This window comes from Parabacteroides sp. ASF519 (assembly GCF_000364265.2).
GTDB classification, from domain to species: Bacteria; Bacteroidota; Bacteroidia; order Bacteroidales; family Tannerellaceae; genus Parabacteroides; species Parabacteroides goldsteinii.
Genome location: NZ_AQFV02000006.1, coordinates 4,444,179 through 4,466,532 on the forward strand (window position 1 = coordinate 4,444,179; position 22,354 = coordinate 4,466,532).

The following is a 22,354-nucleotide window of genomic DNA, read 5'->3' on the forward strand; positions in this document are numbered from 1 at the left end:
CTCATTCGTTTAGTTCGTTTTTACGCCGGCGGAATAATACGGAAGCGACGACCGGAGCACCGACCAATGCGGTTACCGAGTTGACCGGCAAAGCTCCCTCGAATCCCGGCATACGTGCAATCAGGTTACAGGCCAATGCCAGGGCTGCACCGACAAACAGTACACCGGGCATCAGTATGCGATGGTCGGATGTCTGGAAAATGGCACGGCAAAGATGAGGAACAGCCAGTCCCAAGAAGACGATCGGACCACAGTAAGCGGTCACGATAGCTGTCAATACACCGGCAGAGGTGATAACGAGCAGGCGTGCCCGTTTGATATTCAGTCCCAGATTACGAGCATACCCATCGCCGAGAAGCATCAGATTCAATGTCTTTATCAATAGGAACGAAAGAGGGATCAGGATAGCCATAATCGCTACGAAAAGCATCATCTGATTACCGGAGACACGCGAGAAACTTCCCAGCCCCCAGATCACATAAGCACGGATATCTTCTTCCACACTAAAAAACTTCAGGACTCCGATTACCGCATTCGCCACATAGCCGATCATCACACCGATAATCAATAGCGTCACATTCCCTTTTACCTTCTGCGAAACATAAACGATCAGTGCCATGACAGACAAGGAACCGACTATGGCCGCAATGGATAAGGCAATCTCCCCCATAAAGCCCAGCTTACTCAACGCCACGCCTCCCAGACTTCCGCTCAGTAAAACAACGAAGGCAACTCCCATACTTGCACCAGAACTGATACCCAATACAGAGGGGCCGGCCAACGGATTACGGAATACGGTTTGCATCTGAAGCCCGCTGATCGCTAATCCGGCTCCGGCGACTAATGCCGTTAAGGCTTGCGGAAAGCGTGATTTCCAGATAATATTCTGCCAGGTGACCGGTTCGTCGCCATTGCCGCAGATGATATTCCAAACCGAATGGAAGGGTATAGAAACAGAGCCCAACACCAGATTCAGAAACAACAACACGACGATCGAGACAAAGATCACAAACATCAGGAAAGTGTTAGAATACTTCATCGTACCCATTTATTTAAGTAAATCATAATAGACAGGCGTATGATCCGGCAGTAGATTCGGATGGAAGATATGCAATAAATCGCCCAGCACCACTTCCGGCTCGGTCGGCATGCTTTCGTAAAAAGGTTTTTCCCTCATGTTGCAATAGATCACTCCTTTTTCCTTGAAGGCACGGAAGTCTGCATAACGGGGATCCTGATCTTTCAGTGATTTATAAGTATATATTCCCGGATAGCTGTTTACGATACGCCAGTAGTCGGCTTCGTCGGCCTGGTTATAGACGGTCTCGAAGTCGAGCGTCACACCGCCGGAGCGATCGTCATCTTTCAAAAAGTAATCAGCGCCGGCATCTTTGAAAAGTTGTGCAAGGAAGCTCTTTCCTCCTACTGCATACCAGTTACCACCATGTATTTCGCCACTGAACACGACAGGACGTTTCTGCACTTTACCTTCGGCTGTCAGCTCTTTCAGCTCGTTGTAGCGGTTCTCTATAGCCAAGAATTTTTCATTGGCTTCCTGCTCTATCCCGAGTAACAAACCGACGAACTTGATCCATTCAGCCTGCCCCAACGGTGTCATTTCTTTATATCCCAGATGAGGAATCAGAGGGATACCGATATCTTTCATTGTTTCATAGCCGCCACGCTTAAAAGGTGAGATCAGGATCAGGTCGGGATTGATACTCATGATCACCTCATTATCGAAGTTGCCTTCGATCCCGATCTTTGCCGTCTTTCTTTCCTTCAGCTGATTATTGATAGTCTTATTAAACAGATGGCGCGTACTCGTAATGCCGACAACCTTATCCTCCGCTCCCAACTTAATGAAATTGGATAATTGCAGGGAAGTCATACAGATAGCACTACGTACAGGTGTTTCGATAACCGTATAATCCGCATGAATCCCTTCCGGCTTCGTCCCCCGGGGAACCAAAGCATACAGGAAATGCGTACTTTCTTCATTCTGCGGATCATGTATATCCACCAGCGTATAATCATCTTTATAGGTCAGTTGAAAACCTTCGGCATGCTTTGGTGTCACCTGAACCCGGCTATCCGTTATAGTCGTTTGTTGTGAAGAAACATTCTTTTTCTCCTGTTGATTTCCTTTCGATGCACACGACGTAGCCAATAGTGCAACCAGGCAACAACCTGCTAAATACTTGTTCATATTCATATTCTTTTTATCCGACACAAACCGTCCGAACCCACGAGGACAATCGCTATGTGAAAAATGGCAGGTCTTCTGACTTACTTCCATCCCGAAAGCCTTCCCGGCGAGGCTGTCTCTCCGCCAGTGGCAAAAGGTGTTATCGGGATGTTACTGAAGTTTTACAGCAGCGTGGACTGTCCGGGATTTCCACCCGGTTCCCTTTTAATCTGTCTCCATGAACAGGAGTTTTACAGAACCTATTTCGATCGCAAAAGTAATAAGAAGTTTGCAACTTTGCACTATTTTCAGCACATTTGCACCCCAAATAAAAACAAGAATAAAATGACTTACCCGATCAGTTTCGTATCATTAGGTCCCGGCGAACCGGAACTTATCACAGTGAAAGGTCTCCGACAACTTCAGAAAGCAGATATTATCTACTGCCCCGCCACCCGTAACAGGCAAGGTGAAATCCTCTCACGTGCCGCCGATATCATACGTGCACTGGAAATAAACGAAACTGCCATCCGCTGCTTCATGCTCCCCATGAGCAAAGACCGCACGGAAGCCTGGAAAGCCTACGACGCCCTTTACAACGAAGCCGCTGCAAACTATGCGGAAGGCAGACAGATCGTTATCGTAGCCGAAGGCGATGCCGGCTTCTATTCTTCCATCCAGTATATATATGACAAGTTTATAGAGACGGGAATCGACGTTCAGCGTATTGCCGGAATCCCCGCCTTCATCGCTGCCGGAGCACTGGCCGGCTTGCACATTGTCAAACAGGAAGAACAGATCATTGTTATCCCCGGCACTCCTTCCGCAGAAGAATTGTCAGAAAAGATAAATGCCGGATACGTGATCGTCATTATGAAACTGTCGCAATGTGTGGAAGCCGTACATGCATGTATTCGCAAGCATCCGCAGACACAATTCCATTATTTTGAAAATGTAGGGACGGATAAAGAATACTACACCTCCGACCGGCAAATCATCGCAGAGAAATCTTTCCCCTATTTCTCACTGATGATCATACAATAAAAAAAATTACTATCCCAATTATTGTATCGCAAAAACTATACGGATTCTATGATACCGTTCAGACGGTTCATATGGTAGCGGAGCGACTGGACAGATTCCCAGTTCTGATGCCCCGACTTGCACAACTCACGTGCACTCACTAATACTCCTGAAATGTGACTGCTGATCTCTTCAATCTTTTTATTCGTTTCATTATAAAGAGTTTCAGTCTCTTCCGGTGAATAGATAGAAGCAGATTGTGCCAACGATTCAAGTAACTTCATCTGATAGACTCCGGCCCTGGGGATCAAGTTGCTGATGGCATAATGATGAAGATCCTGGATTTCCTTCTGCTTGGTGGTATCCCAACCGACATTATTCATACTCTCCGAAGAACCCATCTTCGAAAACATTCGAATACCCAAACAATCTGCAATTGTTTTAACCCATGATCCTGTCTCTGTTTCTCTTGAAACGACGCCTGTCAAACTAAATCTCATTGTTGCCATAATCAAATCTCCTTAATTACATAAACCGAAGTTTTTAAAATTGTTATTTACTTTCTTTTTATCACTATAAACTTGCTGTTAGTTTCATTTTGTTATTGTGATATCACAAAATTAGGCAAATTATCATACACCACAACCCTTTATCTATATTTTAAAGTTCTTTAATACAAGAACTGTCGAAATGCACTGTTTTTGTCAACTGAAGATTACAAATATGTTGAAAAACGCGCACTTCACTTAACAAAGAATCATTGCCGGCCTCCTTTTGGTAACTTTTATCAATATAACACTAATTTTACACAGTTATCAGGTATTACAACCTTTCATTCTATCATTTTGTTATTTAATTAAAAATAATATACTTTTGTTGCCTCTTTAAACTTACATAAGCACATGAAATCGGATATAGAAATTGCAAGAGAAGTCTCCCTTCGCAAAATAAAGGAAGTTGCCACGGGTTTGGGTATTCCGCGCGAAGAAGTACAAAACTATGGTCGGTATATCGCCAAAGTGCCCCTTCACCTGATCGATGAAGAGAAAATCAAAGAACATAACCTGATCCTGGTAACGGCCATCACGCCTACCAAAGCAGGTATCGGTAAAACAACCGTATCTATCGGTCTGGCCCTGGGCCTGAACAAGATAGGTAAAAAAGCAGTCGCCGCCCTGCGTGAACCCTCGCTGGGTCCGTGTTTCGGTATGAAGGGCGGAGCAGCCGGAGGCGGATACGCACAGGTACTGCCGATGGAAAACATCAACTTGCATTTCACCGGCGATTTCCACGCGGTTACATCTGCCCACAACATGATCACGGCGTTGCTGGATAATTATATCTATCAGACACGCAATACTTGCGAAGGGCTGAAAGAGATCAAATGGAAACGTGTGCTCGACGTAAACGACCGTAGCCTGCGCAATATCGTATCCGGCCTGGGAGGCTCGGCAAACGGTGTTCCGACAGAAACAGGATTCGACATCACGCCGGCTTCCGAAATGATGGCTATCCTTTGTCTGGCAACCGATCTGGAAGACTTGAAACGCCGCATCGGTAATATCCTGCTGGGATATACAAACGACGACCAGCCGTTCACAGTCAACGACCTGGGTGTTGCCGGAGCGATCACCGTACTACTGAAAGATGCCCTTCTGCCTAACCTGGTGCAGACAACAGAAAATACCCCTGCTTTTGTGCATGGCGGCCCGTTCGCCAACATCGCCCACGGCTGTAACTCGATCATTGCGACAAAGATGGCGCTTACCTACGGCGATTATGTGATCACGGAGGCTGGTTTCGGTGCCGACCTGGGTGCTGAAAAGTTCTTCGACATCAAATGCCGCAAAGCCGGCCTGAAACCGAAACTGACGGTTATCGTTGCTACCGCACAGAGCTTGAAGCTGCATGGCGGCGTTCCCGAATCACAGATCAAGGAACAGAACATCGAAGGTCTGCGCAACGGCTTTGCCAACCTCGACAAGCATGTGGCCAATATGAAACGTTTCGGTCAGGAAGTGATCGTTACCTTCAACCGGTATGCTACCGATACGGACGAAGAAATCGCCCTAGTTGCCGAACATTGCAAAGAGCTGGGTGTAGGCTTCGCCATGAACAACGTATTTGCCGAAGGCGGTGAAGGTGGCGTGGAACTGGCCAAGCTGGTAGTAGATACGATCGAAAACAAGCCGTCGGGTGAATTGAAGCTGATCTACGAAGATACAGACAATGTACGCGACAAGATCAAAAAGGTATCCGAAGAAATCTACGGTGCCGCCTCAGTCACTTATACGACATTGGCGGACAAAAAGATCAAACAGATCGAAAGCCTGGGCATCTCCCACTACCCGATCTGTATTGCCAAGACACAATATTCATTCTCTTCCGACCCGAAGGCTTACGGTGTTGCCAAAGACTTCGAACTGAAAGTGCGCGATATCATCATCAACAACGGCGCCGAAATGATCGTTGTCATCATGGGTGAGATCATGCGTATGCCGGGACTCCCGAAAGACCCGCAGGCAAAACGGATCGACATCGTGAACGGGCTGATCGAAGGGTTGAGTTAATTAAAAATTAAGAGCTATTTGTTTATAGTGACAGGAGTTACTAATTCCATCACTATAAACAAATATTCATATCTGATCAATTATGATTCAACGCGTCGATCATTTATTCCTGTTGAAAAATTTATTAAAGAATACTATCTGATAATCAATGGAATTGCGCCAATAGTCGCCATTATGCGCACCCGGGCGGACAATGAAGTCGTGGTCGATCTTGTATTTCAGCAGCTTTTCATGGAAATTGTTATTTACTTCAAAGAAGAAATCACTGTAACCACAATCAAAGATCAAAGCTAATTCGTCGTTCTTTAGATGTTCGACCAGGTTGATGACCGTATATTTCTCCCATACTTCTTGATTTTCACTTTCTTTGCCCAGCCATTCACTCATATTCCAGTTATTGGGGAAAGGACGGATATCGACACCGCCGCTTGTGCTTCCGGCTGCACCGAAAATATCCTTATGACGGAACGAGAGCCACATGGCACCGTGGCCTCCCATGCTCAGACCGGTGATGGCGCGTGCCGTGCGGTCTTTTATTGTCGGATAGTTGGCGTCGATATAGTTGACCAGCTCCTTAGCGACAAAAGTCTCATAGCGGTAAGAAGGATTGACCGGACTGTCCCAATACCAACTGTTCTTGCCATCCGGACACACAAATATGATTCCATACCGGTCAGCGATCTCGGGTAAGTTTGGTTTCAGACCGATCCAGGTTTTGGCATTTCCTCCATGCCCGTGCAGTAAATAAATGACAGGAGCCGTTATCTTTCCGCTTCCGGGCAGGACGATAACGGTCTGAATCTCTTTATTCATCGCATCACTGCGTACATTGATCGTATCAACAACTGCCGCCTGAACAGACAAGGCGAAAAAAGCGACCAGAGACAAAAAAAATATCTTTGCTTTCATAATCTTGTATAGAATTTATTAGTTGAAAGCAAAGATATTTATTTTTTGGTTAGAAGACTTCTTTCCAGTGCTTCAGATTTGTATCGATCGTATCCATTACTTCTTTTGAGCGACCTTCCATCAGCAGTTTATACATGGTCTGCGCAAATCCGAGCATCTGGGTGAACTCGATCTTCGGAGGCATCGCCAGGGCATTCGGATCGGTCATGATATTGACCAGGACGGGACCGTCGGAGGCAAAGGCTTTTGTCAGCGTCGGCAGCACATCATCCGGATTGCTGACATTGTATCCCGCCATTCCCATCGAGAGGGCAACGCGGGCAAAGTCGGGATTGAGCATCGTTGTCTGCCAGTCCGGCAGTCCGGCGACTTCCATTTCCAGTTTGACCATTCCCAGTGAACGGTTGTTGAAGACGATCAGCTTGACCGGCAGTTTATATTGCACGATCGTCGCCAGGTCGCCCAGCATCATCGAAAGGCCGCCATCGCCACAGAGGGCAACCGCCTGACGGCCGGGATAAGCCAGTGCCGCCCCTATGGCCTGCGGCATGGCATTCGCCATCGAACCGTGGTTGAACGATCCCAGCATCTTCCGTTTTCCGGTTGCTTGCAGGTAACGGGCGCCCCATACGCAGGTCATGCCCGTATCGACCGTAAAGACGGCATCTTTTGAGGCCAGTTCGTCGATCAGGGAAATGACATATTCCGGATGGATCTTTTCATCTTTGCCTTTTACTTCAGCGGCCGAGCGCAGGTTTCGCTTCACCTTGTCGTAATGGGCCAGTTGTTCACGCAGGAAGCTGTCATTCGTTTTCTGACGGACCAAAGGGAGTAGTTCCTGTAAGGTATCTTTCACATCGCCGCAGAGTCCCATCTTTATTTTGGCACGACGCCCCAGACGGTTTGCTTTGATATCGACCTGCACGATTGTATTGTTTTGCGGCATAAAGGCTTCGTAAGGGAAATCCGTACCCAACAACAATAAGACTTCCGCTTCGTGCATGCTGTAATAGCCGGAGGGCATTCCCAGCAGGCCGGTCATACCCACTTCGTTCGGGTTATCGTACTGGATTTCCATTTTACTTTTGAAAGAATATGCCACCGGGGCATTCAGGCGTAGGGATAATTCGACCAGTTCCTTATGGGCGTCTTTCGCTCCTATTCCACAGAAAATGGTTACTTTTTCCGCTTTGTTCAGCAGGTCGGCCAATGCGTCGATCTCTTCTGCCGAGGGGCAGACGCGCTGTTTGGTTGGGAAAGGCTGCTGGGATGATTCGCCCGACGTTGCAGTCTTCGAAGTCAGGTCGCCGGGCAGACCGATCACTCCTACTCCGAGAAAAGAAAGGGCGGCCTGTATAGCTCCCTGCAACATGCGGGGGAACTGTTCGGGCGTTGTTGCGACCTGGTTGTAATAACTGCAATCTTCAAATAATTTGATTGTATTGGTTTCTTGAAAATATTCCGTTCCGAACTCGTGGGTCGGCAATGTGGATGCGATGGCCAGCACCGGAGCTCCCGAACGTTGGGCGTCATATAACCCGTTGATCAGGTGGACATGCCCAGGGCCGCTGCTTCCCGCACAGCAGGCCAGTTCGCCGTTCAATTGCGCTTCGGCGGCGGCGGCAAAAGCGCCTGTTTCTTCGTGGCGGACGTGGATCCATTTGATCTTTCCGCTTTTACGCACTGCTTCGTTTACCTCATTCAAGCTGTCTCCCGTGACAGCATAGATACGTTTTACGCCTGCCTTTTCAAGCGTGTCGACTAATTGTTCCGCTACATTCTTTGCCATAATTATATGTACTTTTTCTTTTATGTTTTGTTTATAAAAGAACTATGGTAGAATGCAAAATGTTTTGAAAACAGGGCATAATAAACATCGACAGATTTTATAAGTGTATCCCAGTCCTTTTTGATATAAAATCGTTACCTTTGCGGCGATTGTTTAGGGAAATAGTTATGGGAACTTCAAAAGAAATGACCTCCGGCGCTGCATTACCGTTGATCTTCAACTTTGCGATGCCGGTACTTTTAGCCAATTTACTCCAACAGACCTACTCTTTGATCGATGCGGCTATTGTTGGCAAGTTTTTAGGGATCGATGCTTTCTCGGCTGTCGGTGCCAGTACTTCCGTCATTTTTCTTATCATCGGGTTTTGCAACGGGTGTTGTGCGGGATTCGGCATACCGGTAGCGCAGAAGTTCGGAGCCAGGGATTACAGCACGATGAGGCGGTATGTTTCTATCAGCCTGCAACTGGCGGCTGTCATGTCGGTTATTATTGCGGTCGTTACAAGTCTCTATTGCCGGGATATTTTAAGGATCATGCAGACGCCGGAGAATATATTCAGGGATGCTTATTTCTATTTGCTGGTTACTTTTATCGGCGTTCCGTGTACATTTTTCTATAATCTGCTTTCCAGCGTCATCCGTGCACTGGGCGATAGCAAGACTCCATTCTGGTTCCTGCTTTTTTCAACGATACTCAATGTGATTCTCGACTTGGTTTGCATCCTGGTATTTAAATGGGGAGTTGCCGGGGCAGCCATTGCAACGCTTCTTTCACAAGGTATATCGGCCGTTCTCTGCTACATTTATATGTATCGCCGCTTTGAAATATTAAGGAGCACGCGGGAAGAACGGAAGTTTCGGTCCAACCTGGCAGGGAATCTGATGTGGATTGGTGTGCCGATGGGACTTCAGTTTTCCATCACGGCAATCGGCAGCATTATGTTGCAGAGTGCTAATAACGCACTGGGATCGGCCTGCATTGCTGCGTTTGCTTCGGCTGTGCGCATCAAATCGTTCTTTATCTGCCCGTTCGAAAGCCTGGGGATTGCCATGGCCACTTATACCGGACAGAATTACGGAGCAGGAAAGCCGGAACGTATCTGGCTGGGTATTAAGGCAAGCGGATTGATGATGATTGTCTATGCCGCATTTTCTTTCCTTATACTGATGCTGGCATCACGCGAACTGACGCTGATCTTTGTCGATCCTTCCGAGACGGAAATCATAAATGATGCCGTTCAGTTCCTGCATATCTCCTGCTCATTCTTTCCGATTCTGGGGATTCTGTGTATCCTGCGTTATACAATCCAGGGAGCCGGATTTACGAATCTGGCCATGCTGTCTGGCGTATCCGAGATGATTGCCCGTACGCTGGTCAGTATTTATGCGGTACCTGCTTTTGGATTTATGGCCGTTTGCTTCGGCGATGCGACTGCCTGGATGGCTGCGGATTTATTTCTGATTCCAGCCTTCATCTATGTATATAAGAAAATAAAAAAGGTAAAAAGATAAAACTCGCAGTACGGACTGCGGAGAGAGCGGGATTCGAACCCGCGAAACCCTTTAGGGGTTTACACGCTTTCCAGGCGTGCCTCTTCAACCACTCGAGCATCTCTCCTTTTGTGAAGAACGGAGAACATATAGCCCTCCATATATAATAAAAAAGCAGCTTTTATGCTGCTTCTGCGGAGAGATAGGGTTTTGAACCTATAACTCTAACCGCTTATATTTCAGCTACTTTGCTTTCAAAATTTCAAATAGGTAACGAAACAGTAACGATTTTCAACCGTTAAGCCTGTCCAACTTTGACCGCTGTTTGTCTGCCTAACTTTCGGGTTCAAAGATACGGCTTTCTTTTGAAACTCGCAAATATCTGATAATAAATATTTTTGGATTAGTGCAAGGTGCAAGCTATATATATAAATATATACTTGCACCTTGCACTAAAAAAAAGCACTGGGGTACAAATGGTTAAAACAAAATCCGTATCTTCGTAACCGATTAAAAACAAACGTGTATGATAATAACTAATCGTGAAGAAGTAATAGATAAAGCATTTGGGGTATTTGTCAGGATGAACTACGAGAAAGCAAGCATCATCACGCTTGCCAAAGCCTGCGGGGTGACAAAAACGGGTATCGTTTATTATTTTCCGCACAAGCTGGATTTATTCATGGCTGTGGCAGACAAATACGTGCTAAAAATGCACGAACCGGAAAACAAGTTTGAAACTCCTGCCGATACGTTGGAGAAGTTCATCGGGCAATACGTGGTGGGGGTAGCCGCTTCCATGAAAAGGATTGTTGAACTGATTGACGACAATTGCAGCCCTCATGATTGTAGCCCTAACTTCTACTACTTTCATTTCCTGTCACAAGTGCGTATGTACTATCCGGGCATCAGGCAGAAAATTGAGAAAATCTACCGACAAGACTATGACCTATGGGAGAAAGTCATACAAAAAGCAAAAAACAGCGGGGAAATCAGAAACGACACGGACGTGAAGAAAACGGCTACCATGTTCCGGCAAATGTTTTTAGGACTGTCATACGAACAAGCATTTCTGAACGGTTTGAACGTGGACGAACTGGCAGAAAACTTTCGCTATATCTATTCGCTGCTTAAAGCCTGATACAGTTTTGTTTTTTTAACCTCTATTATTTTTGAACGTATGTTCAAAATATGGCGTTTTTGTTTTATCTTTGGAGCATGAAGCAAAATTCAGCGACATGGATAAGGTTCAGAAACAAAGAGGAAGCATCGTGCTACACAAAGAAACAAGGGACGGTGCGGACTACATACGGATAGAATACGCAAACAGTCAGGCTGTCGCCCGACTGCTCGCACAAGACACAGGAATAGAAATGGCTGGCAACGGCTCTGCATACATAGCATCAGCCGCTTTCAGCCTGCCGGATTTCTACGACCGCTATTCACCACACGCCTATATTGATTACAGCCGGGTTTACGTGCGGCATCCCAAACCTAAAAGGGAATACACACTGCCGAAAGGCTACCTCGAACTACTGGAACAGAAGCGTTACAGCTCCTCGACCGTCAAAACATACCGTGCCTATTTCAGCGACTTCATGGAATATCACAAGGGACGGAACATCGACCGCCTGAAAGTGCCGGACATCAACAAGTACATACTCTATCTTGTGAACGAGAAGAAAATCTCGGTGTCGCAACAGAATATGCGCATCAATGCTATCAAGTTCTATTACGAGCAGGTGAAAGGCGGCAAACGGCAATACTACGGCGGTATCACCCGTGCCAAAGAGTACAAGAGCCTGCCCGAAGTGTTGAGCAAGAATGAAATTAAGCGCATCCTTGCACAAATTTCCAACATCAAGCATCACTGCATGATTTCGTTGGTTTACTCTGCCGGACTTAGAAGAAGCGAATTGCTTAACCTGACCCCGCAGGACATCAACAGTGAAACAATGTCGGTTCGCATTATGGGCAAGGGGAAGAAATGCCGTTATTCGCTCCTTTCACCCAAATTGCTGGAAGAACTACGGCACTACTTTCGGGAATATCGTCCACAAAAATGGCTGTTTGAGGGCGAAACACCCGGAGAGCAATATTCGGCAAGTGCATTGGTGAAAGTGCTGAAAGAAGCCGCACATCGTGCTGGCATCAAACACCGTGTACACGTACATATGCTGCGCCACTCCTTTGCCACACACTTGCTGGAACAGGGAACAGACCTGCACACGATACAGGAATTGCTGGGACACAACGACATCAAGACCACAACCATTTATCTTCATGTGTCAAGTGCCCATAAAGCAAAAATCCCTAATCCTCTTGATACACTGGATAATTCGTGAGGTGCAGTTATAGGAATGTAGGAACGACACCATAAGGTGCGGTTATAAATAAATTACCAACAATTAAAATATGAAGAACATTATTCAAACAGCAGAACAGTTATTAGGCAGAAAATTAACTGCAAATGACGGTTACACAACGGATGAAATCAAACAGGCTGAAAATATGCTTGGACTAACAATGCCGGAAGCTCTAAAGCATTTTTATTTATCTGTTGGAAAAGTAGAGGTATTGGCTTCTTCGTTCCAACGGTTCTTGCCATTAGACGAATTACAATCTGATGGTGAAAAGATTATCTTTCTTGCAGAAAATCAAGAAGTGTGTTTATGGGCTACTACAATACATGATACCACAATCTGGGTTAAGTATAGTGATGATGAAGGTTGGATAACAGAACCGATTGGATTAATGGATTTTATTCTATTAACGATGTATTATAATTGCGCACAAGGAGGCTTTGAGTTTGGCGGAATAGCTGAAAACGAAGAAGCCTATCCTGCTATATTGGAATATGTACAAAAGGAATGGAATAAAGTTGTGCAATATAATACTCTAATCATATATGCATATCAAGATAATCTGATTTGGTATTTCTATAAAGCCGACAATACACCAACAAATGACGGAATATTTTTGTCATGTAGAACAGAAGAGAAGTTTGATAAGTTCTTCAATCTTTTTGATTTCTCTGAATTATAATTGAGGTTGGTAACAAGGTCGAGCCAACAGCTAAACGCTGTTCCTCACCAAACCATTAATAACAATAGTGCGAAACATGAAAATTATAAAAATAATATTGTATTACTTACTATTGGCAAGTACACTTTATACAGGTGTCGGTATTATAAGTCCCTTATACGGAACAGGGTGGCATTTTTCGTTTGCATCTATGTATTGGGCTGTCTTTTCAGTGCTATTTATCGGAAGCGATTTGTGGCTACATCATAAAATATCACGCCTAATCGCCTTATCTATATTGGCACTTGCCTACCTAATGAGTTTTGAATATTATTTGTTTTGTGATGAATATAGATTTGTGGTTCATCAAGGTTCAAGCGAAAAGATTTTTTTAGCAGACATAGGCAAATTTCATGAGTATTGGTTTTATCAAGGTTTGCTGGTTGCCTATCTGCTCTTGGCAATTGGAGTTTCGCATCTATTGAGAAGAAAAAAGTTATTAACAAATCGGGATAACGCTTAACAGCGTTCCCCGCTTAGCCATTACTAACAATACGAATAACTCTTTATGACAAAATTCATTTTAGATGCGATGTATTATCAGATATTCATATTTAATAGGGATAAATTTATATTGGAAAATCCACATGAGCGGACGATACAGATAATATGTGGAATATTATTTCTTCCTGTTATAGTATTGACGTATCTACTGATAAAGGAGAATTTCAATTATAAAACCCCTTTTGTGTTTTTTATCATAATCTATGTTTTACTATACAAGACATTCTGTTCGTATTATATCAAAAGGAAAAAAGGTATGGAAATTATAAGGAGTAAACCTCTAATATTTAATAGCCAAAAGATTTCTTCCTTCATATCATGGATGATTTATCCCATTTTGGTTGTATTACTTTATTTTATAATAACACATCGTCATTGGCTAAAAATTATACAATAAAGATTTAATAAGTTAGTAACAACGAAAGATAGCATCTGACGATGCTCCTTTCTAACCAATAGCGTACATATATGAATAATGTAACAAGAGTAAGAATTGTATATGAATGTAGCATAATAGGTGTTGTTTTGCTGACATTCTTAAAAGGTATGTTCCCATACATGGGAGCATGGTGGCGAGTAGCCCTTATTACTTCACTTGTAGGATTGTGGTTTTCACTATCTTATCTGAAACGGTATAATTATAAATGGGGGTTCAATTACATAGGAAATCATTTATACATTAACCTCTTATTGAAAGTACAGAAGTGGTTTCAGAACGCTACAATCATAGCCTTATTGATACCTGTATTCTTAAAAGACCTCTTGTATAATCAATATTGCTTAGTAGCATATATATTGCTTGTAGGTATGTTCTTGGGCGTGAAGCTGGCTACTTACACAGTAGAGTACGCTATATATAAAAGTAAATTCATTGGTAACAAGGAAAGATAACCCCTGAACGCTTTCCCTCACCAAACCATTATGAATAAAGGAATAAAAAAGACAGATAACTATTTTGAACGAGTGAAGCAGCGTGCAAACCGGACGAATTACAGATACTATTTTTTTGACTACCTATATTTCAAGGGAGAGGTTTGGGGCAAGAAGATAGGACGGATGTCAGGTTTTATACTGCTGTTTTGGTATTGGTGGTGGATAGTAGTTCTGCCCGGCAACTTTCTCCTGATTAACAGTGTACCGCAATGGTCGTCCTTACATCTTGCCTGTTTAGGTGCAATGTTTTTGTTTATTTGTGTATTTATTCTTGCACGATACAGGAAAGCCCGTGTACAGGCATTGTTGAACCGCTACCGCCGCTCTAAGCATATCAGCGCAGTACAGGCATATTTTCTGTTCCTGCTGCCATTTGTACTTTTCTTCTTAGAAACATGGCTGTTCGATGAATGGGGTTGGACGGATTGCGTGAGGTGGAACAAATGATATGTCATTCATATATAAAACATCAGATATGGAACAACGGATTACATCATTATTGCTTCCCGCTCCCGAAGCGGAGTTGGAAGCGTCCTGCAAGGAACTGGACGAAAAGGTAACATGGCTGCTGCACAACAGCCGGAAAATGGACAACTACTTGGAACTTGAACCGTTCAGCAAGGACGGGCGGCTGTGCGCCCACGTGTGCGACACGCTCAAAAGCCTGCCGGAAACGCCGACACTGGCGGCATACAAGGACTACAAGGCAATCATCATCCTGCTGGGTATATCCACCACCCGTTACGCCATACTGGACGAACTGGCGGAACAGCACCGCAAGCGGGACGACATACCCGAACTGACCGCCTACTGCGATGCGCTTCACTGGATGCGACCGGGACGGCAGTACCTCTGCAACGTGTACAACACGGTATGCCACGCTTTCCACCTGCTGCGGAGAAACCCGGTGAGGGACAACCGCCTGCTGGTGACGGAAAAGGAGCTGCGCCACGCCGAACGGATGCTGCCGGAACTGGGCAGGCAGACGTTCACCGAAATGGTACGTCTGAAAGGCTACATGGTCTATGATGCCGAGCAACTGGCGGACAAATGCGGCATGGAATACGGCTCGTTCCGGCGAAAGGTAAAGAAAATGACCGGGTACACGGCTAAGGAATGGGTGATAAAGGAACGGGTAAAGGACGTGGAACACTACCTGATGAACACAAACCTCACGCTTACCGAAGTGGCGTTCACCACCGGGTTCGCATCGACATCGAACCTGAACGACTTCTGCAAGGCGTATCTTTTAGATACCCCCGGAGAAATACGCAGAAAAGCGCAGGAAACAAGAAAATGCACAGTTACAAGAACGTAATGTGAAAAATCAAGAATAAAACAGATTTTTTATGCCCGTAACTTTGTGCTTCATAAAAGATAAGCACAAGGTTATGGAACATAAGATACTGTTGGAAACATACTTCGCCGGACTGCTTCAAAAAGTGGAATGGCAGATACAGGAATACGAGGACACTGCAGCGGACACGCTGACGCTCTGCCGCCTGTGCGTGGACTACCTGCAAGAGATACTGGGCGAACTCAAAACCTTTATAATCTCCTACCCGTTCGCCAGCACGGAGGAAGAAATACACTTCTTCAAGGAACTGAAACCGCTTTTAGCAAGCAAAATCATCTATTACAACACCGTTTACAAGATAGAGGTGCGCTTCCCCAGCGGTAGCGAGGACGTGCAGCGGGACTACCTGCTGTCGGAAACCGACCGGATTTCAAAGTCGTTCCAGCGGAACTTGGCGTTCTACCAGTACCACCGCACGAAAGCCACCTACTTGGACAGGCAGTATTTCATGCGTGGGAAGCCTGACATACAAATCATTGTGGACAGTTTCTATTACGAAACAGACCCACAGTTCAGCACCAGTCACGACTTCAAGGTAGCAAAGATTTTAGCCAACGAACTGCTGGAAATATACCTCACCAACCGACTGCACGAACTGGAACGCCGGGAACAGCGCAAGCGGATGAAGAACGGCTTCACGGGAAAGGTGCTGCGCTGGACGGGGACGAAAAGGGCGTTGGTGGAGCTTGTCTACGCACTGGACGCCTGCGGCTGTCTGAACAAGGGAACGGTTGATATAAAGGAGATTGTAGCCTATTTTGAATATGTTTTCGACATCGACCTCGGCGACTTCTACCATACCTACATGGAACTAAAAGCCAAGACCAAAGACCGCACGGGCTTCCTCTCCACCCTGAAAGACAGGTTGCTGCTGCGCATGAGGGAGCAGGATTAGGCAACCGTGCTTTAACAAAATTTATTTCGCCACAGGTGGGTTCGCCTGTGGCGTTTTATTTTTCAGGACACCCGAACTTTGCGGCAAATCAATTAGTTACCATTATGGAAATAATAACATTTGAGTCCAAAGCCTACAAGGAGCTGGACAACAAGATTACCGCCATTGCCGACTACATCTTCAACCACGTGGAAACGGCAAGACAAAATGAGGAAGATATGTGGGTGGACAGCTACGAGGTCTGCACGTTCCTGAAAATAAGCGAAAAGACCCTGCAACGCCTGCGGGTATCGGGGACTATCGCCTATTCCAACATCAGGGGACGTTATTTCTACAAGGTCAGCGAGATACGCCGGATGCTGGAAGAACGCCTGATAAGGAGCAACAAGGAGAACATCGACAACCTGATAACCAACCACCAACTGTATGCTAAGGAAAGAGGAAATCTTAGAAAGGACAAGTAACGGGCTGGCGGTGTTCAAACACTACCTGCCCGGTAACTGGCGCATAGGTCGCAACTTCCTTAACCCGCTGTACGAGGACAGCAAGGCTTCCTGCAATATCTATTTCGACCGCCGGGGCGGTATCTACAAGATGAAAGACTTCGGCAACGACAGTTACAGCGGCGACTGCTTCTTCCTCGTGGGGCAGTTAAAGGGGCTGGACTGCAACCGGGCGGCTGACTTCGTGGAGATACTGGAAATCATTGACCGGGATTTGGGCTTGGGGCTGGCTTCCGGCACTCCGGTTTCTGTTCCCCCGGCAACCGTCCGCCGGGCAGTGCCGGACAAACCCGAAGAAACACCCGAAAAGCCCGTCAAGCCCTACCAGTTCCGGGAACAGAAGTTTCCGCTTGCCGAACTGGTGTACTGGCAACAGTACGGCATCACGCCCGAACTGCTGGAATATTACAAGGTCTGTTCGCTCCGGGAATACAATAGTGAAACGGCAGAGGGGAAGCCGTACACCTACACTTCATCGGTGGCAGAACCCATGTACGGCTACAAGGGCAAACAGCACATCAAACTGTACCGCCCGTTCTCCACACCCCGCTTCCTCTACGGCGGCAGCTTCGGCGAAAACTACTGTTTCGGGCTGGAGCAACTGCCCGCCAAAGGTGACACGCTATTCATCACAGGCGGCGAGAAAGACGTACTTTCACTGGCGGCGCATGGTTTTCACGCTATCTGCTTCAACAGCGAAACGGTGACGATACCGCCCACGCTGGTTTATCGGCTGACGTTCCGCTTCAAACACATTGTCCTGCTCTTTGACATGGACAAGACGGGCAGGGAAAGTTCACGCAAGCAGGAAAAACTACTGGAAGAATTTGGCGTGAAACGGCTGCTGCTCCCGCTTCCGGGAACGAAAGAGGAAAAGGACATTTCCGACTACTTCAAAGCCGGGAACACCCGTGAAGATTTCCTGAAACTGTTTATCGAATTTTTAGACAACCTGTATAGCGACACATTGATTATGCTAAAATCGTGCGAGATAGATTTCAACAACCCGCCCGCCAAAGCGCAAGAGATTATTTCGGCGGGTGACGTTCCGTTAGGAACACAAGGCAACCTGTTCGGCATCACCGGGGGCGAGGGAACGGGAAAGAGCAATTATGTAGCCGCAATCGTGGCGGGCTGCATCTGCCCCGCTGGTGCGGAAGTAGATACGCTGGGCATACAGATAACCGCCAACGGCAGGCATAAGGCGGTCTTGCTCTATGACACCGAACAGTCGGAAGTGCAATTGTTCAAGAATGTAGGCAACCTGCTGGCACGTGCCAAACAGCCGGACAAACCCGATGAACTGAAAGCATTTTGTCTTACAGGTATGTCACGCAAGGAACGCCTGAACGCCATTGTGCAGAGTATGGATAAGTTCTACTACCAGTACGGCGGCATCCAGTTGGTCGTCATTGACGGCATCGCAGACCTTGTGAAAAGTGCCAACGATGAAGCGGAAAGCGTGGCGGTGATAGATGAACTTTATCGGCTGGCGGGTATCTATAACACCTGTATTCTTTGTGTGCTGCACTTCGTTCCGAATGGCTTGAAGTTACGGGGACATTTGGGTAGTGAGTTGCAGCGTAAGGCGGCTACAATCCTTTCGATAGAGAAAGACGAAGAACCCGCCCAGTCGGTCGTGAAAGCCTTGAAAGTAAGGGACGGAAGCCCGTTGGACGTTCCTTTGATGCTCTTTGCATGGGACAAGGAAGCGGGGATGCACGTGTACAAGGGCGAGAAGCCCCGTGAGGAAAAGGAGAAGCGCAAGGAAAGGGAACTGGTGAATGTCGCACGTGACATCTTCGGGCGGCAGACACGCATCACCTACATAGACCTTTGCGAGCAGTTGCAGCAGGTCTTGGACATCAAGGAGCGCACCGCAAAGAGCTATATCCGCTTCATGCGGGAAAGGGACATCATCACCAAAGAAACGGCGAACCAAAGCTGTTTTGTCATAGGTTCATATAATCTTCAAAGGAACGCAAGCTGCCCGTAGGCGTATGGGCTGAACTTGTGTATTTTTAGGTGCTTGTGTCCTGCCCTGTTGTGAAACACGGCAGGATTTTTTCTGTTTGCACGTGAAAATTCAGGGTATTTGCTTAACTTTGCAGAAGTTACACGAAAAAAGTAACGGCAGTTGGACGGCGGTTGCCGGAATATTGCCTTTATATATAACATATACGTTCGCCGAACGTCCCAAAGTAGAAAACTGGCACTTTTCAAAATGTGGGGATATTCAGCGCAGGATATGCTATGCGTTTGTCATAGCGTGGCTGCACTGTTTCCACATTTGGGTATGCCAGTACCTCTACTTTGAAACAGCGTCATGCCACGCTTTCTTTTTAGGTGGCGGCTAACGTGCAAAGACAGTAGGGATTTATATCACTTTAATACCTGACAATATGGAACAAATCAAAGCGCACATCGCCGTATCGCTGGACGGGCATACCGCCACGCCGGACTATGAACTGGACTGGATGCCCCGTGAGGTCAAGGAACTGGCGGCAAGGGAACACGCCGCCGCAAGCTGCCTGCTTATGGGGGCGAACACCTACAACTACATCTTTGAACACTGGGGCGGGTGGCCGCACAAAAGCAAGCGGTCTTTTGTGGTGTCACACTACGACACCAACGTGACGCCGGACTGCGGCGTGGAGTTCCTGACCGAAGAACCGCTGCAAAGAATTTATGAATTGAAACAGGAAACCGCCATGCTGGTGGTGGGCGGCGGCAAGCTGCTTACTTCATTGATTAAAGCCGGGTTGCTGGACAGCCTGACAATATACACCGTCCCGGTCATGGCGGGCAAAGGCATAGGCTTTATCGGGGAAACATTCGGCTCACATTGGAAACTCTCGGGAAGCAGGATGCTGGATAACGGGGTGGTCTGTTCGACCTACCTGTTTGGCGGGAGCGTATAAAAAATGCGCCCGGTTCCCGCCGGGCGCAACCACTAAAATTTCAATTATCATAAGTGGCAAAACCTATCACAATGAAATTTCAGCGGCAAAGATAGGCTATTTCTTCGGTTTCGCTTTCTTTTCGGGGAATGAAAAACCGACATTGAACTGTTCGTCCAGTACCAGCGAAGCATCGAAAGCCTTGCCGTTCTTGCCCTTGAACCCCTTGATTAGCCCGGTCTTGCGTTTCGTCACCAGCTCGACAATCTGCTTGTCGGAAAGCTGCTTGTCGCACTTGTTGCGGAATATGGTTAGCGTGCAGTCCACGTTGGAACACTTCGCCACTTTCGGGTAGAACAGGATGCGCCCGTTATTGCATTTGGGGCAGGGGCAGGTTTCACCAGTAGCAACAGATAGCTGCTCCGATAGCAGTTCTGTGGTGATTTGCGTTGCGTACACCTCGATACCCTTTCGGAATGTGTCGGCATCCATGTTTCCCGCTTCTATCTTGGAAAGGGCGGTTTCCCACATACCCGTCATTTCGACATCGGCAATCTTCTTGTCCTTGACAATCCCATAAACGGCAAGCCCCTTGTCGGTAGGCACAAGGTTCTTCTTCTCACGCACGATGTACTGGCGGGCGAACAGCGTTTCGATAATCGCCGCACGGGTGGCGGGCGTGCCTATCCCGGCATCTTTCAGGCTGGCTTTCAGCTCGGCATCTTCCAGTTCCTTTCCGGCGTTCTCCATTGCCGCAAGCAGGCTGCTTTCCGTGTGCAGCGGTTTCGGCTTGGTCTGCTTCTCCAACAGTTCCACGTTGGAAATCGGCAGGCTTTCGCCCTCTTGGAGCGGCGGCAGGCTGGCGGCTTCTTCGTCCCCGCCCGTTTCCTGCTCGCCGAACACGGCACGCCACCCGGCTTTTTTCATCACAGACCCTTTCACCGTGAAGTCGGTATCTCCCCCTGACAGCAAGGCGGTGGTAACGTCTTTCACGCACTTGCCCGAAAAGGCTTCCAGCATACGCCCGGCTACCAGCTCGTAAACCGCCCGCTCGTCTTTGGAGAGTTCGCCGGGCAGGTTCTCGGTAATGATTAAGGCGTGGTGGTCGGTCACTTTGCCGTCATTCACGCTGTGGCGGTTCAGGGGTGTGCCGTCCAGCCCGGCGGCATACCCGGCAAAGCGGGGGTATTGCCCTAACAGGGCGACACGCTCCGGCATTTCATCGAAAACGTCCTCCGATATATAGCGGCTTCCGGTTCTCGGATAGGACATCACTTTCTTTTCATACAGGCTTTGCGCTATGGAAAGCGTCTTGTCAGCCGAAAAGTTCAGCTTCGTGTTCGCTTCCTTTTGCAGCGTGGTAAGGTCGTACAGAAGCGGCGGTTCTTGGTTGGCTTCTTTCCTCTCAACGGATTTCACGGTAAGTTGTCCGGCATCCTTAACCCGTTGCAGGGCGGCTATGGCTTCGGGCTGCTGTTCCCACTTGGCAGTAGATTGGACGGTGAAACTTATTCCCCCGCTGGCGGTATGGGCTTTGAGTTGCCAAAACTTGGCGGGTACGAAATTCCTGTTCTCCAAATAGCGGCTGCATATCATCACAAGTGTGGGTGTCTGCACCCTACCCAGCGAGAACACCCCCTGCCCGGCGGCTACGCTCAACGCTTGGGTGGCGTTTATCCCAATCAGCCAGTCCGCTTCGCTGCGGGATTTGGCAGAGAGGTAGAGGTTATCGTAACATTCGCCCGGCTGCAAGTTATCCAGCCCCTCACGGATTGCCTTGTCGGTAAGGCTGCTTATCCACAGGCGCACGAAAGGCTTGCGGCAGTTCAGGTAATGGAAGATATAGCGGAAGATTAACTCACCCTCACGCCCGGCATCGGTGGCGACAATAATCCGGTCGCACTGGTCGAACACTTCCTTTATCACTTTCAACTGTTTCAGCACACCGGGGTCTGCCTTGTAACCTTTCTCCGCTTTCACCTGACGGGGGATTAGCTGGAAATCGGGCGGCAGTATGGGCAGGCTCTCCCTGCGGAAGTTCGCCACGCCGTAGGCTTCCGGCATGGCAAGCTGGATTAAGTGGCCGAACGCCCATGTCACCATATACCCGTTGCCGGAAAGATAACCGTCATTACGCTGGGTCGCCCCGATGATGCGGGCGATATCCTTTGCCACGCTGGGCTTCTCTGCTATCAATGCAATCATAATT

Annotated in this window: 20 protein-coding genes, 1 tRNA gene and 1 riboswitch; of the genes, 14 read left to right on the forward strand and 7 right to left on the reverse strand. The window is 47.3% G+C overall.

Going from position 1 to position 22,354, the window contains the following annotated elements:
* Position 1: 1 nt before the first annotated feature.
* Together C825_RS17640 and C825_RS17645 are read right to left on the reverse strand one after the other, a co-directional pair.
* Positions 2-1,039: an iron chelate uptake ABC transporter family permease subunit gene (locus C825_RS17640; RefSeq protein ID WP_007653531.1), complete on the reverse strand. Its 1,038-nt coding sequence runs from the start codon at positions 1,037-1,039 to the stop codon at positions 2-4.
* Positions 1,040-1,048: 9 nt separating this feature from the next.
* Positions 1,049-2,209 carry an ABC transporter substrate-binding protein gene (locus tag C825_RS17645; protein ID WP_010803460.1) on the reverse strand — a complete coding sequence of 387 codons (1,161 nt, stop codon included), beginning with the start codon at positions 2,207-2,209 and terminating at the stop codon, positions 1,049-1,051.
* Between the two features lie 48 nt (positions 2,210-2,257).
* Positions 2,258-2,467, reverse strand: a riboswitch (cobalamin riboswitch).
* Positions 2,468-2,533: 66 nt separating this feature from the next.
* Between C825_RS17645 and cobI the strand changes: the two genes are divergently transcribed.
* Positions 2,534-3,232: a precorrin-2 C(20)-methyltransferase gene (gene cobI / locus C825_RS17650; RefSeq protein ID WP_010803461.1), complete on the forward strand. Its 699-nt coding sequence runs from the start codon at positions 2,534-2,536 to the stop codon at positions 3,230-3,232.
* A gap of 35 nt (positions 3,233-3,267) precedes the next feature.
* On the opposite strand, the gene C825_RS17655 is transcribed toward cobI, so the two are convergent.
* A complete protein-coding gene (locus C825_RS17655) occupies positions 3,268-3,720 on the reverse strand; it encodes a hypothetical protein (protein WP_010803462.1) in 453 nt (150 codons plus the stop codon).
* 393 nt (positions 3,721-4,113) lie between these two features.
* Between C825_RS17655 and C825_RS17660 the strand changes: the two genes are divergently transcribed.
* The gene (locus tag C825_RS17660) at positions 4,114-5,781 is read left to right on the forward strand and encodes a formate--tetrahydrofolate ligase (protein ID WP_010803463.1); all 1,668 of its coding nucleotides are present in this window, start codon (positions 4,114-4,116) and stop codon (positions 5,779-5,781) included.
* A 99-nt stretch (positions 5,782-5,880) separates the two neighbouring features.
* Here C825_RS17660 and C825_RS17665 read toward each other — a convergent pair whose 3' ends face one another.
* Positions 5,881-6,690, reverse strand: a complete 810-nt coding sequence (locus C825_RS17665; RefSeq protein WP_010803464.1) for an alpha/beta hydrolase — start codon at positions 6,688-6,690, stop codon at positions 5,881-5,883.
* 49 nt (positions 6,691-6,739) lie between these two features.
* Complete coding sequence (locus C825_RS17670) at positions 6,740-8,479, reverse strand: thiamine pyrophosphate-dependent enzyme (protein ID WP_010803465.1); 1,740 nt, start codon at positions 8,477-8,479, stop codon at positions 6,740-6,742.
* 167 nt (positions 8,480-8,646) lie between these two features.
* On the opposite strand from C825_RS17670, the gene C825_RS17675 reads away from it, so the two are divergent.
* Positions 8,647-9,990 (forward strand): MATE family efflux transporter, encoded by a 1,344-nt coding sequence (locus C825_RS17675; protein WP_010803466.1) that lies wholly within the window; start codon positions 8,647-8,649, stop codon positions 9,988-9,990.
* Positions 9,991-10,008: 18 nt separating this feature from the next.
* On the opposite strand, the gene C825_RS17680 is transcribed toward C825_RS17675, so the two are convergent.
* Positions 10,009-10,096: transfer RNA gene (locus C825_RS17680), tRNA-Ser, on the reverse strand.
* A 399-nt stretch (positions 10,097-10,495) separates the two neighbouring features.
* Here C825_RS17680 and C825_RS17685 point away from each other — a divergent pair.
* The 11 genes from C825_RS17685 (at position 10,496) to C825_RS17730 (ending at position 20,166) form a co-directional block, all read left to right on the forward strand.
* Positions 10,496-11,110, forward strand: coding sequence for a TetR/AcrR family transcriptional regulator (locus tag C825_RS17685; RefSeq protein WP_010803467.1), 615 nt, complete (start codon positions 10,496-10,498; stop codon positions 11,108-11,110).
* A 97-nt stretch (positions 11,111-11,207) separates the two neighbouring features.
* On the forward strand, positions 11,208-12,314 hold the full coding sequence (locus C825_RS17690) for a tyrosine-type recombinase/integrase (protein ID WP_032581328.1): 1,107 nt from the start codon (positions 11,208-11,210) through the stop codon (positions 12,312-12,314).
* A gap of 70 nt (positions 12,315-12,384) precedes the next feature.
* Positions 12,385-13,014 carry an SMI1/KNR4 family protein gene (locus tag C825_RS17695; protein WP_010803469.1) on the forward strand — a complete coding sequence of 210 codons (630 nt, stop codon included), beginning with the start codon at positions 12,385-12,387 and terminating at the stop codon, positions 13,012-13,014.
* A gap of 76 nt (positions 13,015-13,090) precedes the next feature.
* Positions 13,091-13,516, forward strand: a complete 426-nt coding sequence (locus C825_RS17700; protein WP_010803470.1) for a hypothetical protein — start codon at positions 13,091-13,093, stop codon at positions 13,514-13,516.
* A gap of 45 nt (positions 13,517-13,561) precedes the next feature.
* Positions 13,562-13,954, forward strand: a complete 393-nt coding sequence (locus tag C825_RS27880; protein ID WP_010803471.1) for a hypothetical protein — start codon at positions 13,562-13,564, stop codon at positions 13,952-13,954.
* 524 nt (positions 13,955-14,478) lie between these two features.
* Entirely contained in the window at positions 14,479-14,937 is a 459-nt protein-coding gene (locus C825_RS17705; RefSeq protein WP_010803473.1) for a hypothetical protein, read from the forward strand.
* 28 nt (positions 14,938-14,965) lie between these two features.
* Positions 14,966-15,808, forward strand: a complete 843-nt coding sequence (locus C825_RS17710) for a helix-turn-helix domain-containing protein (protein ID WP_010803474.1) — start codon at positions 14,966-14,968, stop codon at positions 15,806-15,808.
* 31 nt (positions 15,809-15,839) lie between these two features.
* Positions 15,840-16,742, forward strand: coding sequence for an RteC domain-containing protein (locus tag C825_RS17715; protein ID WP_010803475.1), 903 nt, complete (start codon positions 15,840-15,842; stop codon positions 16,740-16,742).
* A 35-nt stretch (positions 16,743-16,777) separates the two neighbouring features.
* Entirely contained in the window at positions 16,778-17,206 is a 429-nt protein-coding gene (locus C825_RS17720) for a helix-turn-helix domain-containing protein (protein ID WP_010803476.1), read from the forward strand.
* Positions 17,169-19,241 carry a bifunctional DNA primase/helicase gene (locus C825_RS17725; RefSeq protein ID WP_010803477.1) on the forward strand — a complete coding sequence of 691 codons (2,073 nt, stop codon included), beginning with the start codon at positions 17,169-17,171 and terminating at the stop codon, positions 19,239-19,241. The genes C825_RS17720 and C825_RS17725 overlap by 38 nt, the downstream gene beginning before the upstream one ends.
* 406 nt (positions 19,242-19,647) lie before the next feature.
* Entirely contained in the window at positions 19,648-20,166 is a 519-nt protein-coding gene (locus C825_RS17730; protein ID WP_010803478.1) for a dihydrofolate reductase family protein, read from the forward strand.
* Positions 20,167-20,262: 96 nt separating this feature from the next.
* Here the strand turns inward: C825_RS17730 and C825_RS17735 are convergent, their stop codons facing one another.
* On the reverse strand, positions 20,263-22,350 hold the full coding sequence (locus C825_RS17735; protein WP_010803479.1) for a type IA DNA topoisomerase: 2,088 nt from the start codon (positions 22,348-22,350) through the stop codon (positions 20,263-20,265).
* Positions 22,351-22,354: the final 4 nt, after the last annotated feature.